This window comes from Bacillus sp. NPDC094077 (assembly GCF_050279465.1).
GTDB lineage: Bacteria > Bacillota > Bacilli > Bacillales > Bacillaceae_G > Bacillus_A.
Window position 1 is genome coordinate 1 of sequence record NZ_JBNNUF010000012.1, and the last position, 17,758, is coordinate 17,758.

Sequence of the window (17,758 nt, forward strand, 5' to 3'; positions counted from 1 at the left end):
ATTGAACAGCAGCTATTTTTTCCTCCGCAGTAAATTTGGTCATAAAAAAACACCTCCAATTGTTAGTTAGTGTCCAACAATTGGGGTGCAGTTCAATTGGAGACTTCGTCTTTGTTTATATAGGGTATGAACCGTTTCAATTCCTTTTATTGTACGTGAAGCATGGCGATGGGCGGGATCCCAATTAAAGTTTTTTAAATCTAATTGGACTTACCATTAAAAGAGCGAGGATTAATGTAATCCATGCATTGCTATATGAAAACAATCCCATACCAGCCAATGGTAACCCAGCAGCTGGAATAGGTAATCCCTTAAAATATCCAATGGTTGGTTTAACACTAAATTTAGCTAATCTTAAAGCACCCATCGTTGGGAAAAGGATAAATGCCAAAGAAGTTAAAATAGATGGTGTTGCTATCGAATGAAATAAAAGTGCAGGAGCAACCCCGAAACTAACAATATCAGCTAAGGAATCCAATTCTACACCAAACTCACTGTTCACTTTTAATTTTCTCGCAATCCTTCCATCAAGAAGATCTAAAACAGCTGAAAAGAAAATGAAAATGGAAGCTACTACTAAATAGTCACTCATATTCATGGTAATTGAAAAAACACCGCACAATAAATTTCCGATTGTAAATAAATTGGGTACAGCTTTTACTATCTGATTGAACAAGGTTGTCCCCCCTAAGTTAATCAAACTTCACATTTATGTAGCATTTTCTATATATTCTTCCGTTATTCTTAGAAATATATGACCTCTGTACGCTAAGTAAATTTAGACAAGAGAAAAGCTGATTTCCTGTACGTTATGTTGGAGTATAAAAATGTTTGATTATTCTCGGTATGCTTTGTTGAATATTAGCCCCCGATAGTTGAAGTTTCGGGTAGTCAAGTATTTTCCTCCGGTTGGTAGATAAGACCAACGGTTTTAATAACAGATAAAACACTGGCATTACTTTTTGTACTCAAAAAAATAAAAGAACAAGGATTTTATAAACATACTTAATAAGAACCAAATAAAAAATTCTTTTGGATGCAAGTAGATTTTTTCATTTGGAATAGTAAGTGTGAAGGGAGGTAGATTACATATGGGAAAAGGTAGAAGTAATAATGCTGGTAAAAAGCAACCGAATTTCGATGATTCATCTAATTTCGCTAAACAAAGCCAGCCGACAGAAAAGAAGAAGAAATAAGAAAAGGAGCTCTTCTGATAAAGAGAGCTCCTTTTAAGATATAATGACGTTTCAGAACAATTTATCGATGGCTTAACCAAGTAGTCATAAGTGTAAGGCTTAAATTCCTTCGAATGGCAGCCAATTTAATACATGACCTTGATAAATTAATTGAAAATAAAAGACTATATGTTATACGCGAAAGAGCATAAAACATGGGAATTAAGCATAAGGAGTTGATGGGTCCTGATGCAAAAATGTCAAAACACCAGAATCCATTGTTATTCAAAATGCAGCCTATTAATAAACTGTTTTAAAATGTGTGATGGATGCTTGTCCTTACCAAGTACCCATCCATACGAAAATGGGGGGAGGTTGGGGACTACAAGTTCAATAGAGATAATGTCATTTTTTGTATCTATTAGGTTATTTACGAAAGGGTAATCTACGCCAATCGTAATGGCTAACTCTTGATGTACCGCATTTTGTATAGCCTGTGTATTATTTGAAATAAAAAGAATGTTCGGTTTTCCATACTTGGAAAACAAGTCATTAATATTATCCCGAATATATTCATCGTCATATAAGACTAAAGTCTGGTTCACCAATTGTTCTGGTGTAATTGTTCTTTCTAATGCAAGTGGTGAATTTTTATTTACACCAACAACAATCTTTATTTCTAATAATTTTTCAAATGAAAAAAAGGTATACTTTTCCCTCAGCTTTTCTGATAATGCGATAAACCCAATATCAATCTTACCTTGTTGAAGATCATCTAAGATTTCTTTATTTCCCTTTTCATAAATTTTTATGTTTACGTGCGGATGATCCTTTTTAAACTTCGCCACGAGATCTATTAAGACATGCATAGGCCCTGGTATCGTTGCAATTTTTAATTCCCCACTTAATGTATTGTTATAAATTTGCGCTTCTTCTTTTAATTCCTTCACTTGTAGCAAAATATCGTTTGCTTTCCGAATAATCGTCTTTCCTTCTGCAGTTGGAACCGCTCCTAAACCACGTGAACGAGTAAAAAGCGTCAACCCAAGTTCTGTTTCAAGTAGAGAAATAGATTGACTTATTGCAGATAAAGTAACATGAGATTCTTGAGCTGCTTTTGTGAAAGATCCGGTTTTTGCTACTTCAATGATGTATTCCATTTGTTCAAGATTCATTATGGTATCTCCTTATTAAGTATTACTTAATTATTAGTAAATATATCTAAATTTTAATAAATTTAAAATAACGTTACAATACAGATGATTATAATTTTTTAAATAGTAACTTGCATCATAAAATTCTAATTTTGTTATTTGAAAAACAAAGGAGTGGAATAACGATGAGTATGAGAAGAGTCGCTGTTATTACAGGTGGAGCAAGTGGAATAGGAAGAGAAGCAGCCCTGAAATTTGCCGGAAAAGGCGATCAAGTTGTAGTTGCTGATTTCAATGAGGAGCTAGGATATGAAACGGTTGCATATATCCAAGAAAATGGTGGTGAGGCAATCTTCGTTAAAACAGATGTCTCGAAATATGAAGATGTTGAAGCATTAGTAGAAAAGACTGTTCATGTTTTCGGAAGAATTGATGTTATGTTTAATAATGCCGGCATCGGAAGACCGACTCTTGTTTTAGATCAAGATTTGCGAGAGTATCATCGTATTATTAATGTCAACCAGCATGGCGTTACACACGGTATTATTGCTGCGGGTAAAAAAATGCGAGAATTAGGAATTAAAGGGGTGATAATCAATACTGCCTCTGTTTTTGGTATTCTAGCCTCTCCAGGTACTTACGCTTATCATGCTACAAAAGGTGCTGTTATTATGATGACAAAATCAGCCGCGTTAGAGTTAGCTGAATATGGTATCCGTGTAATAGCAATTGCACCAGGTATTGTTGATACACCGATTATTCAGGGGTATAAGGATCAAGGTCAAATCGAGGCCATGAAAGCAAAGGTAATGGGTAATGACTTAACACACCCTCAACAAATAGCGGATTCTGTATATTTACTTTCATTAGAAGAAGCAAGTGCAGTAAATGGTAGCGTTGTTATGGTTGATCAGGGATATGCATCTTTTAAATAAACATGAGCTATAAAACTTAAAACGTTTTTAAGTACAAATAAATAACTTGTAGATTCATGGGAAGGCTTTGTTGCAAATGATAGATATAGGTAAACGTGTATGGATAAATATAACACGGTACCAGAAATCGATGTTATTTATTGTACGCCAAAAGACAAAGCCTGTTTAAAAATCTCGTCTCTGCTTATATAAAAGATTGGAGCTTTATAGAGATTTGTCTGTTGATTAAAAGTAAGCGCTTAGAATTAATTGATAAGTTGATTCAGGATATAGAGGATATTTTATGGGCGGCTATAAGCATTGATTCATAGGATTGCATAAGAAGGAGAGAATTACACGTGGAAATAAAGGAAATACCGGAATTTAAAACAGATGGAGATTTTGGTGATTTATCATTATTTAATAAAGAGAAACCACTTCAATCTATATTGAAAATTAGTAATCAAATGGGTGAAATTTTTCATTTCAAAACACCAAGTCGAGTTACTCGCTATGTATCTAGTCAGCGATTAGTTAAAGAAGTATGTGATGAATCGCGATTTGATAAGAATCTAAGCCAGTCGCTTAAAAATGTACGAAGTTTTACTGGGGATGGTCTTTTTACAAGTTGGTCACACGAAAAAAATTGGAAAAAAGCTCATAATATTTTACTGCCAAGTTTTAGTCAACAAGCAATGAAGGGATATCATACGCTGATGGTAGATATTGCTGTGCAGTTGATTCAAAAATGGGAGCGTTTAAATGCAGATGAGCATATTGATGTGCCAGAAGATATGACACGGTTAACACTTGATACAATTGGACTATGTGGTTTTAATTACCGCTTTAACAGTTTCTATCGTGAGCAGCCTCATCCGTTTATAATGAGCATGGTGCGTGCGCTAGAAGATTCAATGAATCGATTACAGCGTACGAATCCCAATGACCCATTATATGAAAAGGGAAACCTTCAACTTCAAGAAGATATTCAGTTCATGAATGAATTAGTGGATAAAATTATCAAGGATCGGAAAATAAGTGGTGAGGAAGGGAACGATCTGCTTGCTCATATGTTAAATGGAAAAGACCCGGAAACAGGAGAATCGTTAGATGATGAAAATATCCGCTATCAAATTATTACATTTTTAATTGCAGGTCATGAAACAACGAGTGGTCTATTGGCGTTTGCGCTTTATTTCCTAGTGAAAAATAGACACATTTTACATAAGGCGGAAGAAGAGGCAACCCGTGTATTGGTTGATCCTGTTCCAACCTATAGACAAGTAAAACAGTTGAAATATATTAGTATGGTATTAAATGAAACGCTTCGTTTATGGCCTACAGCGCCTGCTTTTTCTTTATATTCTAAAGAAGACACTATTCTTGGAGGGGAATATCCGTTAAAGCAAGGGGATGAGGTTACAGTGCTTATTCCTCAGCTTCATCGGGATAAGACAATTTGGGGGCAAGATATAGAAGAATTCCGACCAGAAAGATTTGAAAATATGAGTACGATTCCAGAACATGCGTTCAAGCCTTTTGGAAACGGACAACGTGCATGTATAGGGCAGCAGTTTGCACTTCATGAAGCGGCCCTTGTACTTGGAATGATTTTAAAGCATTTTAACTTTTATGATCATACAGATTATGAGTTAAATATTAAAGAAACTTTAACACTAAAACCGGAAGGGTTTACGGTAAAAGCAGTATCGAAAAGAATTCCTCTTGGTAGTATCCCTGCTCCTTCCATTGAGCAGTCAGAAAAAGATGTTAGCAAAGTAATTAATAATGATCATAAAACGCCATTACTTGCACTGTATGGATCTAATATGGGAACAGCAGAAGGGATAGCACGTGATTTAGTAGACATTGCTCTTTCTAAAGGATTTGCAGCACAAGCTGCTCCATTAGATTCTTATGCGGGGTGTCTACCAAAAGAAGGAGCTGTATTGATAATTTGTGCTTCTTACAACGGTAATCCTCCTGATAATGCGAAAAAGTTTGTAGAGTGGGTGGAGAACGCATCTAATCATGAATTGGAAGGTGTTCAGTATGCAGTATTTGGTTGTGGTGATAAGAACTGGAACACAACATATCAAAAAGTACCTTCTTTGATTGATGAACTACTGGCTAAAAAAGGAGCTGTGGGTTTAACAGGACGTGGAGAAGGAGATGCAAGTGATGATTTTGGTGAAGTTTATGAAGAGTGGCGTGAACAATTATGGAACGATATAGCCGATCACTTTAGGCTTGACATAGAAGAAAGTGAAACAAGTGACTATACTCTTTCTATTAAATTTGTAGGCAGTGAAGCGGAAACGACTTTAGCAAAAATGCACCCTACTTTTACAACGAAAATTATTAAGAATGAAGAATTGCAACAACCATGTAGCTTAAGGAGTACAAGACACCTTGAACTATCTTTACCGAATAATGTAACTTACAAAGAAGGGGATCATTTAGGGGTGATTCCGAGAAACTATCCAGAACTAGTAAATCGTGTACTATCCCGTTTTCAATTAAATGGAGCTGATTATATTCATTTAACTGGTGATAATGCAAAATTAGCACATCTTCCTTTAAATCGCACAATTTTAATAAAGGAGTTACTGCAATTTGTAGAACTTCAAGAGCCAGTCACAAGAAATCAATTACGTGCAGTGATAGCAAAAACGGTTTGCCCACCACATAAAATGGAGCTAGAAGCGCTATTAGAAAAACAGACATATAAAGAGCAAGTTTTATCCAGACGATTAACTATGCTTGAATTATTAGAGAAATATCCAGCATGTGAAATGGAATTTAGTAATTTTATAGAATTACTTCCTGTATTGCGTCCACGATATTATTCGATTTCTTCTTCGCCAAGGGTTAATGATAAAAAAGTAAGTATTACAGTTAGTGTTGTTGCAGAAAATGCATGGAGTGGGAACGGAACATACAAGGGTATTGCTTCTACCTATTTAGCCCAGCTTAAAGAAGGTAATTCGATTACATGTTTTATTTCAAATTCACAGTCTGGCTTCGAACTTCCGAAAAATCCTAAAACCCCGATTATTATGGTGGGGCCAGGAACAGGAATTGCACCGTTTAGAGGTTTTCTGCAAGCTCGAAAATCAATGAAAATTAATGGTGAATCATTAGGTGAAGCGCATCTCTATTTTGGGTGTCGTTCACCTAAAGAGGATTATCTATATCAAGAAGAACTTGAGCAAACACAGAAAGAAGGACTCGTGGTTCTTCACACAGCTTTCTCTCGAATGAACAATCAGCAGAAAATATACGTTCAACACTTAATAAAACAAGATGCTGAAATGGTTATTAAGTTACTTAATCAAGGTGCGCACATCTATATATGCGGAGATGGACGAAAGATGGCGCCTGATGTAGAAAATACGCTTATAAAAAGTTACTCTGATATTTACAATGTGAGTGAGCCAGAAGCACGTGCATGGCTACAAAAATTAGAAGAAAAGCAGTATTATGTTAAAGATGTTTGGGTGGGATGATTAGGAGTTTTTTATTACTCGTTGCACCATTTGATTATATTCGTTGTGCTTTCACATCTGAATATTCCGAGTTTCTCCGCAATAACCTTGTCAGGTGCCATAGTTTTACGCGGGAATTTTCTGTTTATACAAAGATTCTTTTGGAACGAGTCGCTAAAGAAATCACTGGGGAAAACGCGCTTCAGATTGTAGTTAGAATCCGCGAAACACTTCGTGAAAAATGACGCAATGCTAAGAGAAATAGAGAACAAAGCGGATGCATTTTTCGGTAAGAAAAACTTTCAAACGAGCCTTATGCAATCTATTACCATGCTTACTACCCAATAGAAAAAATGCCTGTCACGCCCTGAGAAATGTCGAAGTTGCAAAATTCATTCGACATTTCCAGGATGATGACGATAGATTATTCTTTATAATTCTATTTTCTGGAAAAGTAAATTAAAAAAGAGCACTTTATTAAGTGCTCTCATGACAAGATCCATTTTATAAATAGAGGAACGCAGGATATTATATGTATTTCCTATTAATTGAGTGTGTTTTTACAAACTGCTTTCTATAGCATATGCACATCAAAAATAACGAAAAGTTATAAAAGTAGTTATGGAAATCCTAGGGATGTAATGAATCAAGCTGGGGCATCGTAATCCTCCTAATTTTATTATCGTTTTCTAATTCATTTAGTGGAAAATAGAATTTATGTTAAAGAAAAGGAGTTCCTTCATTTTATTACAGTATGATAGTAATCTAAGAGGTAATTAGTAATGGTATTATATACGTTCATATTGAGAACTTATATAAATAGGAAGAAACTTATATGTTAAAAAAACATGGTGATATATTTTATAATTTCTATGTCCTCAAAGGAAATCCTACTTTTAATTTCATGAATATCCACCTAAATTGCTTCTAGTATAATTGTTGCCGTAACCAAGGGTAAAACAGTACATAATGATTTCTAGTTTTATGTAAAATATGTCTTGATATAAAATCGTATCGTTGAAAAAAATAAATTCCTTACATACAATTTATAATCGTATCCTTATAGCATTATTGAAATAATATCAAAACTCTTTTTAATATATTTATAAAGAAAAACGTAGGAACTTCTCCTACGTTTTTTCTTTTGTAAGATAGAAGATTCCTCCACTTACTAATTCTCCTAATAATCACGATTGGCCATAAACCTTCACAAGAGAGCAAAGAAACCTTTATTTACGAATACTTTCTCTCAAACTTATTTTCCACTGAATTTTTGACAATCTCTTGAACTGTGCGAAATGTCACATCTGTATTTTACAACCTCTCTTATAGTAAGGGTATGTAAGAGAGACGTATTAAAGGAGTGAACAGTATGAAGAAGAAACCTTCAGCACTAATGAGACGTTTAAAATATTTTTCACCAATAGATCGTTATAACGATAATCATACACAAGAAACATATGAAGATCGTGAATGGGAGAATGTGTACAGAAAGCGTTGGCAGCATGATAAAGTAATCCGTTCTACACACGGTGTGAACTGTACTGGTTCTTGTAGCTGGAACATTTATGTGAAAGATGGGATTGTAACGTGGGAAGGGCAAGAGCTTAATTATCCAACGACAGGTCCTGATATGCCTGATTTTGAACCACGAGGTTGTCCACGTGGGGCGAGTTTTTCTTGGTACATTTATAGTCCACTTCGTGTGAAATATCCATATGTACGTGGTGTTCTTTGGAATATGTGGCAAGAGGAATTACAAAATCATAAATCACCACTAGACGCTTGGAAAGGTATTGTAGAAAACCCAGAAAAAGCACGTGCGTATAAGCAGGCACGTGGTAAAGGGGGATTCATCCGAGCGAATTGGGATGAAGTATTACAACTCGTTTCTGCTTCATTACTATACACAGTAATTAAATACGGTCCAGACAGAAATGTTGGCTTCTCACCAATTCCAGCTATGTCGATGTTAAGTCATGCTGCTGGTAGCCGTTTTATGCAACTTATGGGTGGACCAATGCTTAGCTTCTATGATTGGTACGCAGATTTACCACCAGCTTCTCCACAAATTTGGGGCGATCAAACTGATGTACCAGAAAGTAGTGACTGGTATAACTCTGGCTACATTATGACATGGGGTTCAAATGTACCGATGACGAGAACACCAGATGCACACTTTTTAGCCGAGGTTCGATATAAAGGAACGAAAGTTGTTTCTGTAAGTCCTGACTTTGCTGAATCTACAAAGTTTGCGGATGATTGGATTAGTGTGAAGCAAGGTACAGACGGTGCACTTGCGATGGCAATGGGGCATGTGATCTTACAAGAATTTTACGTAGATAATCAAGTGGAATACTTCACAAAGTATGCGAAGCAATATACCGATTTCCCTTTCTTTGTCACATTGAAACAAAAAGGAGACCAATTCGTTGCTGATCGTTTCTTAAATGCTTCTGATATTGGACGCGAAACAAAGTTAGGAGAATGGAAGCCTGTTCTTTGGAACGAAAATACGAATGATTTTGCAACACCTCACGGCACAATGGGGTCACGTTGGGATAACGAAAAGAAATGGAACTTGCGTTTAGAAGATGAACAAACAGGTAAAAAGATTGATCCACGTCTTTCTTTACTTGGAATGGAAGATAGTGTTGGCACGGTGCAAATTCCGTACTTCTCTGATGATGGAAATACAATATTAGAACGTACAATTCCAGTAAAAAAAATTACGACAGAAGAAGGCGAAGTGTTCGTTACAACTGTATACGACTTAACGTTAGCAAATTACGGCGTGAACCGAGGGCTCGGCGGACAAGAACCGAAAGACTTCAATGATGATGTACCGTTTACACCTGCATGGCAAGAAAAAATGACAGGAGTGAAACGAGAGCTTATTATTCAAATCGCTCGTGAGTTTGCACAAAATGCTGTTAATACAAATGGTCGCTCGATGATTATTGTTGGAGCTGGTATTAACCATTGGTTTAACTCTGATACGATTTATCGCGCAGTTTTAAATCTTGTTCTTCTCGTTGGGGCACAAGGTGTAAACGGCGGCGGTTGGGCGCATTATGTTGGGCAAGAAAAATTACGTCCAGCAGAAGGATGGCAAACAATCGCGATGGCAAAAGATTGGCAAGGGCCACCGAAATTACAAAACGGTACATCTTTCTTCTATTTCGTAACAGATCAATGGCGCTATGAAGATACACCTGTTGGACATTTAGCATCACCAGTTGAGGGCAACTCTCGTTATCAACATCACGGTGATTACAACGTATTAGCTGCACGACTTGGCTGGTTACCTTCCTATCCAACATTCGAGAAAAATGGAATTGAATTATATAAAGAAGCTGTTGCTGCTGGTGCAACAACGCAAGAAGAAATCGGAAAATACGTTGCGCAAAAATTAAAAGAAAAAGAACTGAAATTTGCGATTGAAGATCCAGATAACAAAAATAACTTCCCGCGCAATTTATTCGTATGGCGTGCCAACTTAATTTCAAGTTCTGGTAAAGGCCACGAATATTTCTTAAAACATTTATTAGGTACAACAAACGGATTAATGAATGACGATAGTGATTCATTACGACCGGAAGAAATTAAGTGGCATGAGGACGCACCAGAAGGGAAGCTTGATTTACTCATTAATTTAGATTTCCGTATGGCTGGAACAGCGCTTTATTCTGATATCGTCTTACCTGCTTCAACTTGGTATGAAAAACACGATTTAAGTAGTACAGATATGCATCCATTTGTACATCCATTTAATCCAGCAATCGGTTCACCGTGGGAAGCACGCTCTGATTGGGATATTTTTACCTCTCTTTCTAAAGCTGTGTCAGATTTAGCGAAGAAAATTGATCTTGAACCAATGAAAGAAGTTGTTGCAACACCACTTCTTCACGATACACCGCAAGAATTAGCGCAACCACTTGGCAAGATTAAAGATTGGAGCAAAGGCGAGTGTGAACCAATTCCAGGTAAAACGATGCCGCAAATTCATGTTGTCGAAAGGGATTATAAAACGATTTATGACAAAATGACAGCGCTTGGGCCAAATGCTGGGAAACAGCCGATTGGTACGAAAGGGATTTCTTGGTCTGCAGAAAAAGAATATGAGCAATTAAAGAGTCGATTAGGAGTTATTCGAACTGATTCTATTGCGAAAGGTTGCCCAGATATAAAAGAAGCAATCAATGCTGCTGAGGCGGTATTAACACTTTCTTCTACAACAAACGGTCATATGGCTGTAAAAGCATGGGAAGCACTTGAAAAACAAACGGATTTAAAACTACGTGATTTAGCAGAAGAACGTGAAGAAGAATGCTTCACATTCGAACAAATTACAGCACAGCCGAAAACAGTAATCACTTCTCCAGCCTTTACAGGTTCTGAAAAAGGTGGACGACGTTACTCACCATTTACAACAAATGTTGAACGTCTTATTCCTTGGAGAACGATAACTGGTCGACAATCTTTCTACTTAGATCATGACATGATGAAAGAATTTGGTGAAACGATGGCAACATTTAAACCAATTCTGCAACATAAACCGTTCCGTAAATCACGGCCTGAAGTAGAAGGAAAAGAGATTACACTAAACTATTTAACACCGCATAATAAGTGGTCGATTCATAGTATGTACTTCGATTCATTACCGATGTTAACGCTGTTTAGAGGTGGGCCAACCGTTTGGATGAATAAAGAAGATGCTGCTGAAGCTGGCGTTGCAGATAATGATTGGATCGAGTGCTTTAACCGTAACGGTGTTGTTGTAGCGCGCGCTGTTGTAACGCACCGTATACCGAGAGGAATGGCATTTATGCACCATGCGCAAGATCGCCATATTAACGTACCTGGTACGAAATTAACAAGTAACCGCGGGGGAACGCATAATAGTCCAACTCGAATTCACGTCAAACCAACACATATGATTGGTGGATATGGTCAATTAAGCTATGGATTTAACTATTATGGTCCAACTGGGAACCAGCGCGACTTAAATGTTGTAATTCGCAAACTGAAGGAGGTAGATTGGCTTGAAGATTAAAGCACAAGTCGGAATGGTAATGAACTTAGATAAATGCATCGGCTGCCATACTTGTAGCGTAACATGCAAAAACACCTGGACAAATCGTCCAGGTGCTGAATATATGTACTTCAATAACGTAGAAACGAAACCTGGAATTGGTTATCCGAAACAATGGGAAGATCAGGAGAAATATAAAGGCGGATGGGAATTGAAAAATGGTGAAATTCAGCTGAAGTCCGGTTCGAAAATGAAACGTCTTATGAATATTTTCCACAATCCAGATCAACCAACAATTGATGATTACTTTGAACCTTGGAACTATGATTATGAAACATTAACAAATAGCCCGCAACGTAAGCATCAACCAGTTGCTCGTCCGAAATCAGCAATTACAGGCGAGTTTATCGACAAAATTGAATGGGGTCCAAACTGGGAAGATGATTTAGCAGGTGGACATATAACAGGATTACAAGATCCGAACGTAAAGAAAATGGAAGAAGAAATTAAAACGGATTTTGAAAATGTCTTTATGATGTATTTACCACGCATATGCGAACATTGTATGAATCCATCTTGCGTATCTTCTTGTCCATCTGGTGCAATGTATAAACGTGAAGAAGATGGGATTGTACTTGTGGATCAAAATGCATGTCGTGCTTGGAGATTCTGCGTATCTTCTTGTCCGTATAAAAAAGTGTATTTTAACTGGCAAACAAATAAAGCTGAAAAATGCACAATGTGTTTCCCGCGTATTGAAGCTGGTATGCCAACGATTTGTTCGGAAACATGTGTAGGACGTATTCGATATATTGGGGTAATGCTATATGACGCTGACAAAGTAAAAGAAGCGGCTTCCGTTGAAAATGAAAAAGATTTATATGAATCTCAGCTTACTGTTTTCCTAGATCCAAATGATCCAGAAGTAGCAGCTGAAGCGAAAAAACAAGGGATTCCTGAAGAATGGATTAAAGCGGCACAAGAGTCCCCAATCTATAAAATGATTATCGATTGGAAAATTGCTCTTCCTCTTCATCCAGAGTATCGTACAATGCCAATGGTTTGGTATATCCCGCCGCTTAGCCCAATTATGAATATGGTGGAGGGGAAAGGTAGTAACTGGCAAGCAGAAGAGATTTTCCCTGCTATTGATAATATGCGTATTCCAATTCAATATTTAGCGAATTTACTCACTGCAGGAGATGAATCACACATTCGTCTTACATTGAAAAAAATGGCTGTCATGCGAACACATATGAGAGCATTGCAAATTAATAAAGAACCAAATGAAGCTGTATTAAAAGAACTCGGTTTAACGAAAGAAGATGTAGAGGATATGTATCGTCTTCTTGCTATTGCGAAATATAAAGATCGCTTCGTCATCCCGACGTCTCATCGCGAACAAGTTGCAGATTTATATAGTGAACAAGGAAGTTGTGGTCTTTCCTTCGCAGGTGGCCCAGGCTCTTGTACGACAATTTCCTAAATAAAGGGGGCAGAAAAATATGAAACAAAGTTTACAAACTGTTTTTTCAAGTTCTTCATTCCTTCTCTCCTACCCTGAAATAGGGTGGAGAGAGGCTGTAACTGAATTACAAGAAGAGATTGAAGCAATTGAACAGGAAGACGTTAAAGCATCACTTACAGCATTTATAAAACAAGCACTGGATAAAACGAATGATCAATTGATTGATTGTTACGTATATACATTCGATTTTGGTAAAAAGACAAATATGTATCTTACTTATATGAACACCGGTGAACAAAGAGAAAGAGGTATTGAATTATTAGAGTTAAAACAGCATTATAAAAAATCTGGTTTTGAAGTAACAGATAAAGAACTCCCTGATTATTTACCGCTTTTGCTTGAGTTTTTTGCAAATGCAAATGAGCAAGATAGTGAACCAATTATGAGTAAATACAAGGAGAATATACAAGCATTGCACGTTCAATTAAAAGAAGCAGACAGTATGTATGAACCAATTCTTGCAGCTGTTCTCCTCGCTATCGATATATGGGGTGTACAGACAAATTAGAAAGGAGAGTTGTCAAAATGATGGATCAATTTCTATGGGTGTTGTTTCCCTATATCATTTTTGCAATCTTTATCGGTGGACATATTTTCAGATACAATTATGATCAATTTGGATGGACATCAAAATCTAGTGAACTATTAGAGAAGAAAATGCTCCGAATCGGAAGTCTGTTATTCCATTTTGGGATAATGTTCGTAATTGGCGGTCATGTAATGGGGATTTTAATTCCAGAGTCCGTATACCGCTCAATAGGTATTTCAGAGCGTATGTATCATATAGTAGCAATTAGTTTCGGACTTCCGGCAGGTGTTGCTTCTATTATCGGTTTGATTATATTAACGTATCGCCGTGTAACAGTAAAACGCATCATTGCAACGAGTACAACGGGAGATTATATTGCGCTTATTTTATTACTTATCGTTATGCTAGCAGGACTTTCCTCAACGTTTTTAAATATTGACTCAAAAGGGTTCGATTATCGTACAACGATCGGCCCTTGGTTCCGAAGTCTCTTTATTTTCCAACCGAAAGTTGAATATATGTTGGAAGTGCCTGTATGGTTTAAAATTCATATTATTGCAGCGATGGGGCTTTTCGCAGTATGGCCGTTTACAAGACTTGTACATGTTTTTAGTGCCCCAATTAAATATGTAAGTCGCAGTTATGTAATTTACAGAAGACGTATTCCTAATGAATTGAAAAAATAATACCGCTGTAAACGGATAGGAGCTGGCAGCTAACATGAAACGAGGTCTAATGGAAGGCCTCGTCTTTTTTATATAGGAAATAATTGTGTGTATGAAAAAAGAGTAGCATCTATATAAGATGCTACTCGATGCTACAAATAGAGGCAGAGCAATCTTCACAAGCAATTTCACATTTTAAAAATTGTAAATCATGGATTGTAATCTTTCCTTTATAAATAGAAATCGTACCTTGTTTTTTCAGATCATTTAACATTCGATTTACACTTTCGCGCGAAGTTGCACAGAAATTTGCAAGTTCTTGATTCGTTAATGGTAAATCGATGAGAATCCCATTTTCTTTTAACACACCATAACTATTTGTCATTCGAATGAGAGTTGAATACAGGGCACCTTTTTTGCCGTGTAATACTAAATCTCGGAATTTCGTTTGCATTCTTCTTAAATGCTCACTAATCCATTTCATAAATTCAAATACAAGAGCGGGTTTGTGGAGTAATGCTTTTTCTAAGGCTTCACGCTTTATAACTCCTACTTCAACATCTTCAAGGCATTTTGAATTTAATAAATACTTCGCATTGTCCGTGAACAATGTTAATTCTCCGATAATGTCATATTGCGAACAAATACGAAGTGTTAATTCTTGCCCGTCAGCACTTAGTTTACTAATTTGCACTTTTCCTGAGTGGATGATATAGAGTTCTGTTGCTTCCATACCTTCTTGAAAAATAAAACTTCCTTTTTTAATCTGCATTTTATATTCAACAGATGCGAGTAATTCCTTTAAATCTTGAGATAATGTCATACTGTTTGCCACAGCGATCACCTTTCTTCTTATAAGCAATACATTTCCTATTTTGAGTGTAATTATGATGAAAATGCAAGAGCTATTTTAAAAATAAAGTGAAATTTCAATGATCGTAAGGGGAAACGACTTAATATTTTTAAAGGGTTAATTGAAGTAAGGGGGCAAATGATTTTAAGTTTTTAGTTAAAAAAGATAACCAATAAAAAATTCAATATGTAAAGTAGATGAGGCTAAAGATGTGAACAAAATTCGAACGGATTTGTGAAGATTTGTTGAATGGGGAAAGTAATGTGAGAAAAGTCACATTGAATATGTAGCTTCTTTTTTATAATGAAGGCAAATAAAAAAATTGAAAGCTTACTTAGGATTTGAGTAGAAAAGAAGGGATATAGATGCACGAGAAGATGAAAGATTCTTTAAAGCGGCCACTTCAAGATTTACGTATTTCAGTTATTGACCGTTGTAATTTTAGGTGCACATACTGTATGCCAGCTGAAGTGTTTGGACCTGAATACGCCTTTTTACAGGAAGAGTTTTTATTAACGTTCGATGAAATAGAAAGATTAGCGAGATTATTTATAAGTATGGGAGCCCATAAAATTAGGCTTACTGGCGGTGAACCTTTATTACGTAAAGATTTACCGAAGTTAATTGCAAGGCTTGCAAAGCTAGAAGGCTTAACAGATATTGGACTCACAACAAACGGTATTCATTTAGCAAAACAAGCAAAGGCGTTAAAAGAAGCGGGATTAAAACGTGTAAATATTAGTTTAGATGCGATAGAGGATCATGTCTTCCAAAAAATTAATGGACGAAATGTAAGTACAAAACCCGTATTGAAAGGAATTGAAGCAGCAAAGGCAGCTGGATTAGAAGTGAAGGTAAATATGGTCGTAAAAAAAGGGATGAATGATAGTCAAATTCTTTTTATGGCCCGGTATTTTAAAGAACAAGAAATTCAGCTCCGTTTTATTGAGTTTATGGATGTGGGCAGTACGAACGGATGGAACTTTGAACAAGTCATTACGAAGGAACAATTAATAGAGAAAATTAATCGTGTATATCCTATTGAACCCGTAAAGCCTCGTTACTTTGGAGAAGTAGCGAAATTGTATCGATATGTAGGGAGCGATGCAGAAGTTGGATTTATTACTTCTGTTTCTGAGTCATTTTGTTCTTCTTGTACGAGAGCTCGTATTTCGGCAGACGGAAAGTTTTTTACGTGCCTATTTGGAACAAAAGGAACGGATTTGCGAACGCTTCTTCGAGAAAATATTTCTGATGCTTCACTACTAAAAATACTACAACATACATGGGAGTTTAGGAAAGATCGTTATTCAGATGAAAGAACAGCTGAAAGTACAAATAAGCGTCCAAAAGTTGAAATGTCTTACATTGGTGGATAACGAAAGGAGGGTTCCACATGAAAAATCGTTATTCAAGACAAGTATTGTTTTCTGGAATTGGTGAAATGGGACAAAGAAAAATAAGAGAAAAGCATGTACTCCTAATCGGTGCGGGTGCACTAGGAGCTGCAAATGCGGAAGCGCTCGTTAGGATGGGAATTGGGAAATTGACAATTGCTGACCGTGACTACGTCGAATGGAGTAATTTACAAAGGCAACAGTTATATACAGAAGAAGATGCACAGCGGTGTAAACCAAAAGCAATTGCAGCGGCAGAGCATTTAAGAAAGTTTAATTCTGAAGTAGAAATTGTGCCTGTTGTAACGGATGTTACAATGCAAGAAATGGAAGAGTTAACAAAAGAAGTGGATCTCATATTAGATGCGACTGATAATTTTGATACGCGCCTACTTATAAATGACATTTCACAAAAAGAAAATATACCTTGGATATACGGTGGATGCATTGGAAGTTACGGTGTAACGTATACAATTCTTCCGGGAGAAACACCATGTTTTCGCTGCCTAATGGATCATCCTATGGGAGGTGCAACATGCGATACAGCAGGGATCATTCAGCCAGCTGTAAAAATGGTCGTTGCCCACCAAGTAACAGAAGCGATGAAAATATTGGTGGATAATTTTGAGGCGCTAAGGGGAACAATGTTATCATTTGATATTTGGAACAATCAATATCTCTCATTAAAAGTAAATAGGCAGAAAAAAAGTACATGTCCATCTTGTGGAAATATACGCACGTACCCAAGTTTAACATTTGAATCACAGATGAAAACTGAAGTGTTATGCGGGCGGAATACAGTTCAAATCCGTCCAGGAATAGAGAAAATCCTTAATTTAGAAGAAATTCAAAAACGCTTACAAAAAAGTGTGAATGTCCAAAAAACTCCGTATTTACTATCGTTTCTAATTGATGAATATCGTTTTGTTTTATTTACAGACGGTAGGGCATTTATTCATGGGACTAATGATAGGAAAGTGGCAAAACGGTTATACGCAAAGTATATAGGATGAACAGAAA

11 protein-coding genes and 2 pseudogenes are annotated in these 17,758 nt (G+C 36.5%); 9 read left to right on the forward strand and 4 right to left on the reverse strand.

All coding sequences use genetic code 11. The annotated features are described in order from the left end of the window. Positions 1-66: 66 nt before the first annotated feature. Positions 67-168: pseudogene (locus tag ACQKNR_RS22795) on the reverse strand (IS6 family transposase); the annotation flags it as partial. Between the two features lie 16 nt (positions 169-184). Beyond that, positions 185-676, reverse strand: coding sequence for a CDP-diacylglycerol--serine O-phosphatidyltransferase (pssA, locus tag ACQKNR_RS22800; protein WP_427320854.1), 492 nt, complete (start codon positions 674-676; stop codon positions 185-187). Positions 677-922: 246 nt separating this feature from the next. Here pssA and ACQKNR_RS22805 point away from each other — a divergent pair. Continuing rightward, positions 923-1,006: pseudogene (locus ACQKNR_RS22805) on the forward strand (IS6 family transposase); the annotation flags it as partial. Between the two features lie 450 nt (positions 1,007-1,456). Here the strand turns inward: ACQKNR_RS22805 and ACQKNR_RS22810 are convergent. Continuing rightward, complete coding sequence (locus ACQKNR_RS22810) at positions 1,457-2,350, reverse strand: LysR family transcriptional regulator (protein ID WP_427320856.1); 894 nt, start codon at positions 2,348-2,350, stop codon at positions 1,457-1,459. Positions 2,351-2,514: 164 nt separating this feature from the next. Between ACQKNR_RS22810 and ACQKNR_RS22815 the strand changes: the two genes are divergently transcribed. The 6 genes from ACQKNR_RS22815 (at position 2,515) to narI (ending at position 14,509) form a co-directional block, all read left to right on the forward strand. After that, on the forward strand, positions 2,515-3,264 hold the full coding sequence (locus tag ACQKNR_RS22815) for an SDR family NAD(P)-dependent oxidoreductase (RefSeq protein WP_427320858.1): 750 nt from the start codon (positions 2,515-2,517) through the stop codon (positions 3,262-3,264). Between the two features lie 338 nt (positions 3,265-3,602). Further along, positions 3,603-6,752, forward strand: a complete 3,150-nt coding sequence (locus ACQKNR_RS22820) for a bifunctional cytochrome P450/NADPH--P450 reductase (protein ID WP_427320860.1) — start codon at positions 3,603-3,605, stop codon at positions 6,750-6,752. A gap of 1,351 nt (positions 6,753-8,103) precedes the next feature. Further along, entirely contained in the window at positions 8,104-11,787 is a 3,684-nt protein-coding gene (locus tag ACQKNR_RS22825) for a nitrate reductase subunit alpha (protein WP_427320862.1), read from the forward strand. Continuing rightward, on the forward strand, positions 11,777-13,252 hold the full coding sequence (gene narH, locus ACQKNR_RS22830) for a nitrate reductase subunit beta (protein ID WP_427320864.1): 1,476 nt from the start codon (positions 11,777-11,779) through the stop codon (positions 13,250-13,252). Before ACQKNR_RS22825 ends, narH begins: the two co-directional genes overlap by 11 nt. Positions 13,253-13,271: 19 nt before the next feature. Further along, positions 13,272-13,802 carry a nitrate reductase molybdenum cofactor assembly chaperone gene (gene narJ / locus ACQKNR_RS22835; RefSeq protein WP_427320866.1) on the forward strand — a complete coding sequence of 177 codons (531 nt, stop codon included), beginning with the start codon at positions 13,272-13,274 and terminating at the stop codon, positions 13,800-13,802. A 17-nt stretch (positions 13,803-13,819) separates the two neighbouring features. Continuing rightward, a complete protein-coding gene (gene narI, locus ACQKNR_RS22840; protein WP_427320868.1) occupies positions 13,820-14,509 on the forward strand; it encodes a respiratory nitrate reductase subunit gamma in 690 nt (229 codons plus the stop codon). A gap of 121 nt (positions 14,510-14,630) precedes the next feature. Here narI and ACQKNR_RS22845 read toward each other — a convergent pair whose 3' ends face one another. Then, on the reverse strand, positions 14,631-15,323 hold the full coding sequence (locus ACQKNR_RS22845; protein WP_427320870.1) for a Crp/Fnr family transcriptional regulator: 693 nt from the start codon (positions 15,321-15,323) through the stop codon (positions 14,631-14,633). Positions 15,324-15,706: 383 nt separating this feature from the next. On the opposite strand from ACQKNR_RS22845, the gene moaA reads away from it, so the two are divergent. After that, the gene (moaA, locus tag ACQKNR_RS22850; protein WP_427320872.1) at positions 15,707-16,720 is read left to right on the forward strand and encodes a GTP 3',8-cyclase MoaA; all 1,014 of its coding nucleotides are present in this window, start codon (positions 15,707-15,709) and stop codon (positions 16,718-16,720) included. Positions 16,721-16,737: 17 nt separating this feature from the next. Next, positions 16,738-17,751: a molybdopterin-synthase adenylyltransferase MoeB gene (locus ACQKNR_RS22855; protein ID WP_427320874.1), complete on the forward strand. Its 1,014-nt coding sequence runs from the start codon at positions 16,738-16,740 to the stop codon at positions 17,749-17,751. Positions 17,752-17,758 lie beyond the last annotated feature (7 nt).

Bases quoted from the DNA above. Each gene is read 5' to 3' on its own strand.
- ACQKNR_RS22815 (WP_427320858.1), top strand. From the start codon at position 2,515: ATGAGTATGAGAAGAGTCGCTGTTATTACAGGTGGAGCAAGTGGAATA.
- ACQKNR_RS22810 (WP_427320856.1), bottom strand. From the start codon at position 2,350: ATGAATCTTGAACAAATGGAATACATCATTGAAGTAGCAAAAACCGGA.
- ACQKNR_RS22855 (WP_427320874.1), top strand. From the start codon at position 16,738: ATGAAAAATCGTTATTCAAGACAAGTATTGTTTTCTGGAATTGGTGAA.
- narJ (WP_427320866.1), top strand. From the start codon at position 13,272: ATGAAACAAAGTTTACAAACTGTTTTTTCAAGTTCTTCATTCCTTCTC.
- moaA (WP_427320872.1), top strand. From the start codon at position 15,707: ATGCACGAGAAGATGAAAGATTCTTTAAAGCGGCCACTTCAAGATTTA.
- ACQKNR_RS22825 (WP_427320862.1), top strand. From the start codon at position 8,104: ATGAAGAAGAAACCTTCAGCACTAATGAGACGTTTAAAATATTTTTCA.
- narI (WP_427320868.1), top strand. From the start codon at position 13,820: ATGATGGATCAATTTCTATGGGTGTTGTTTCCCTATATCATTTTTGCA.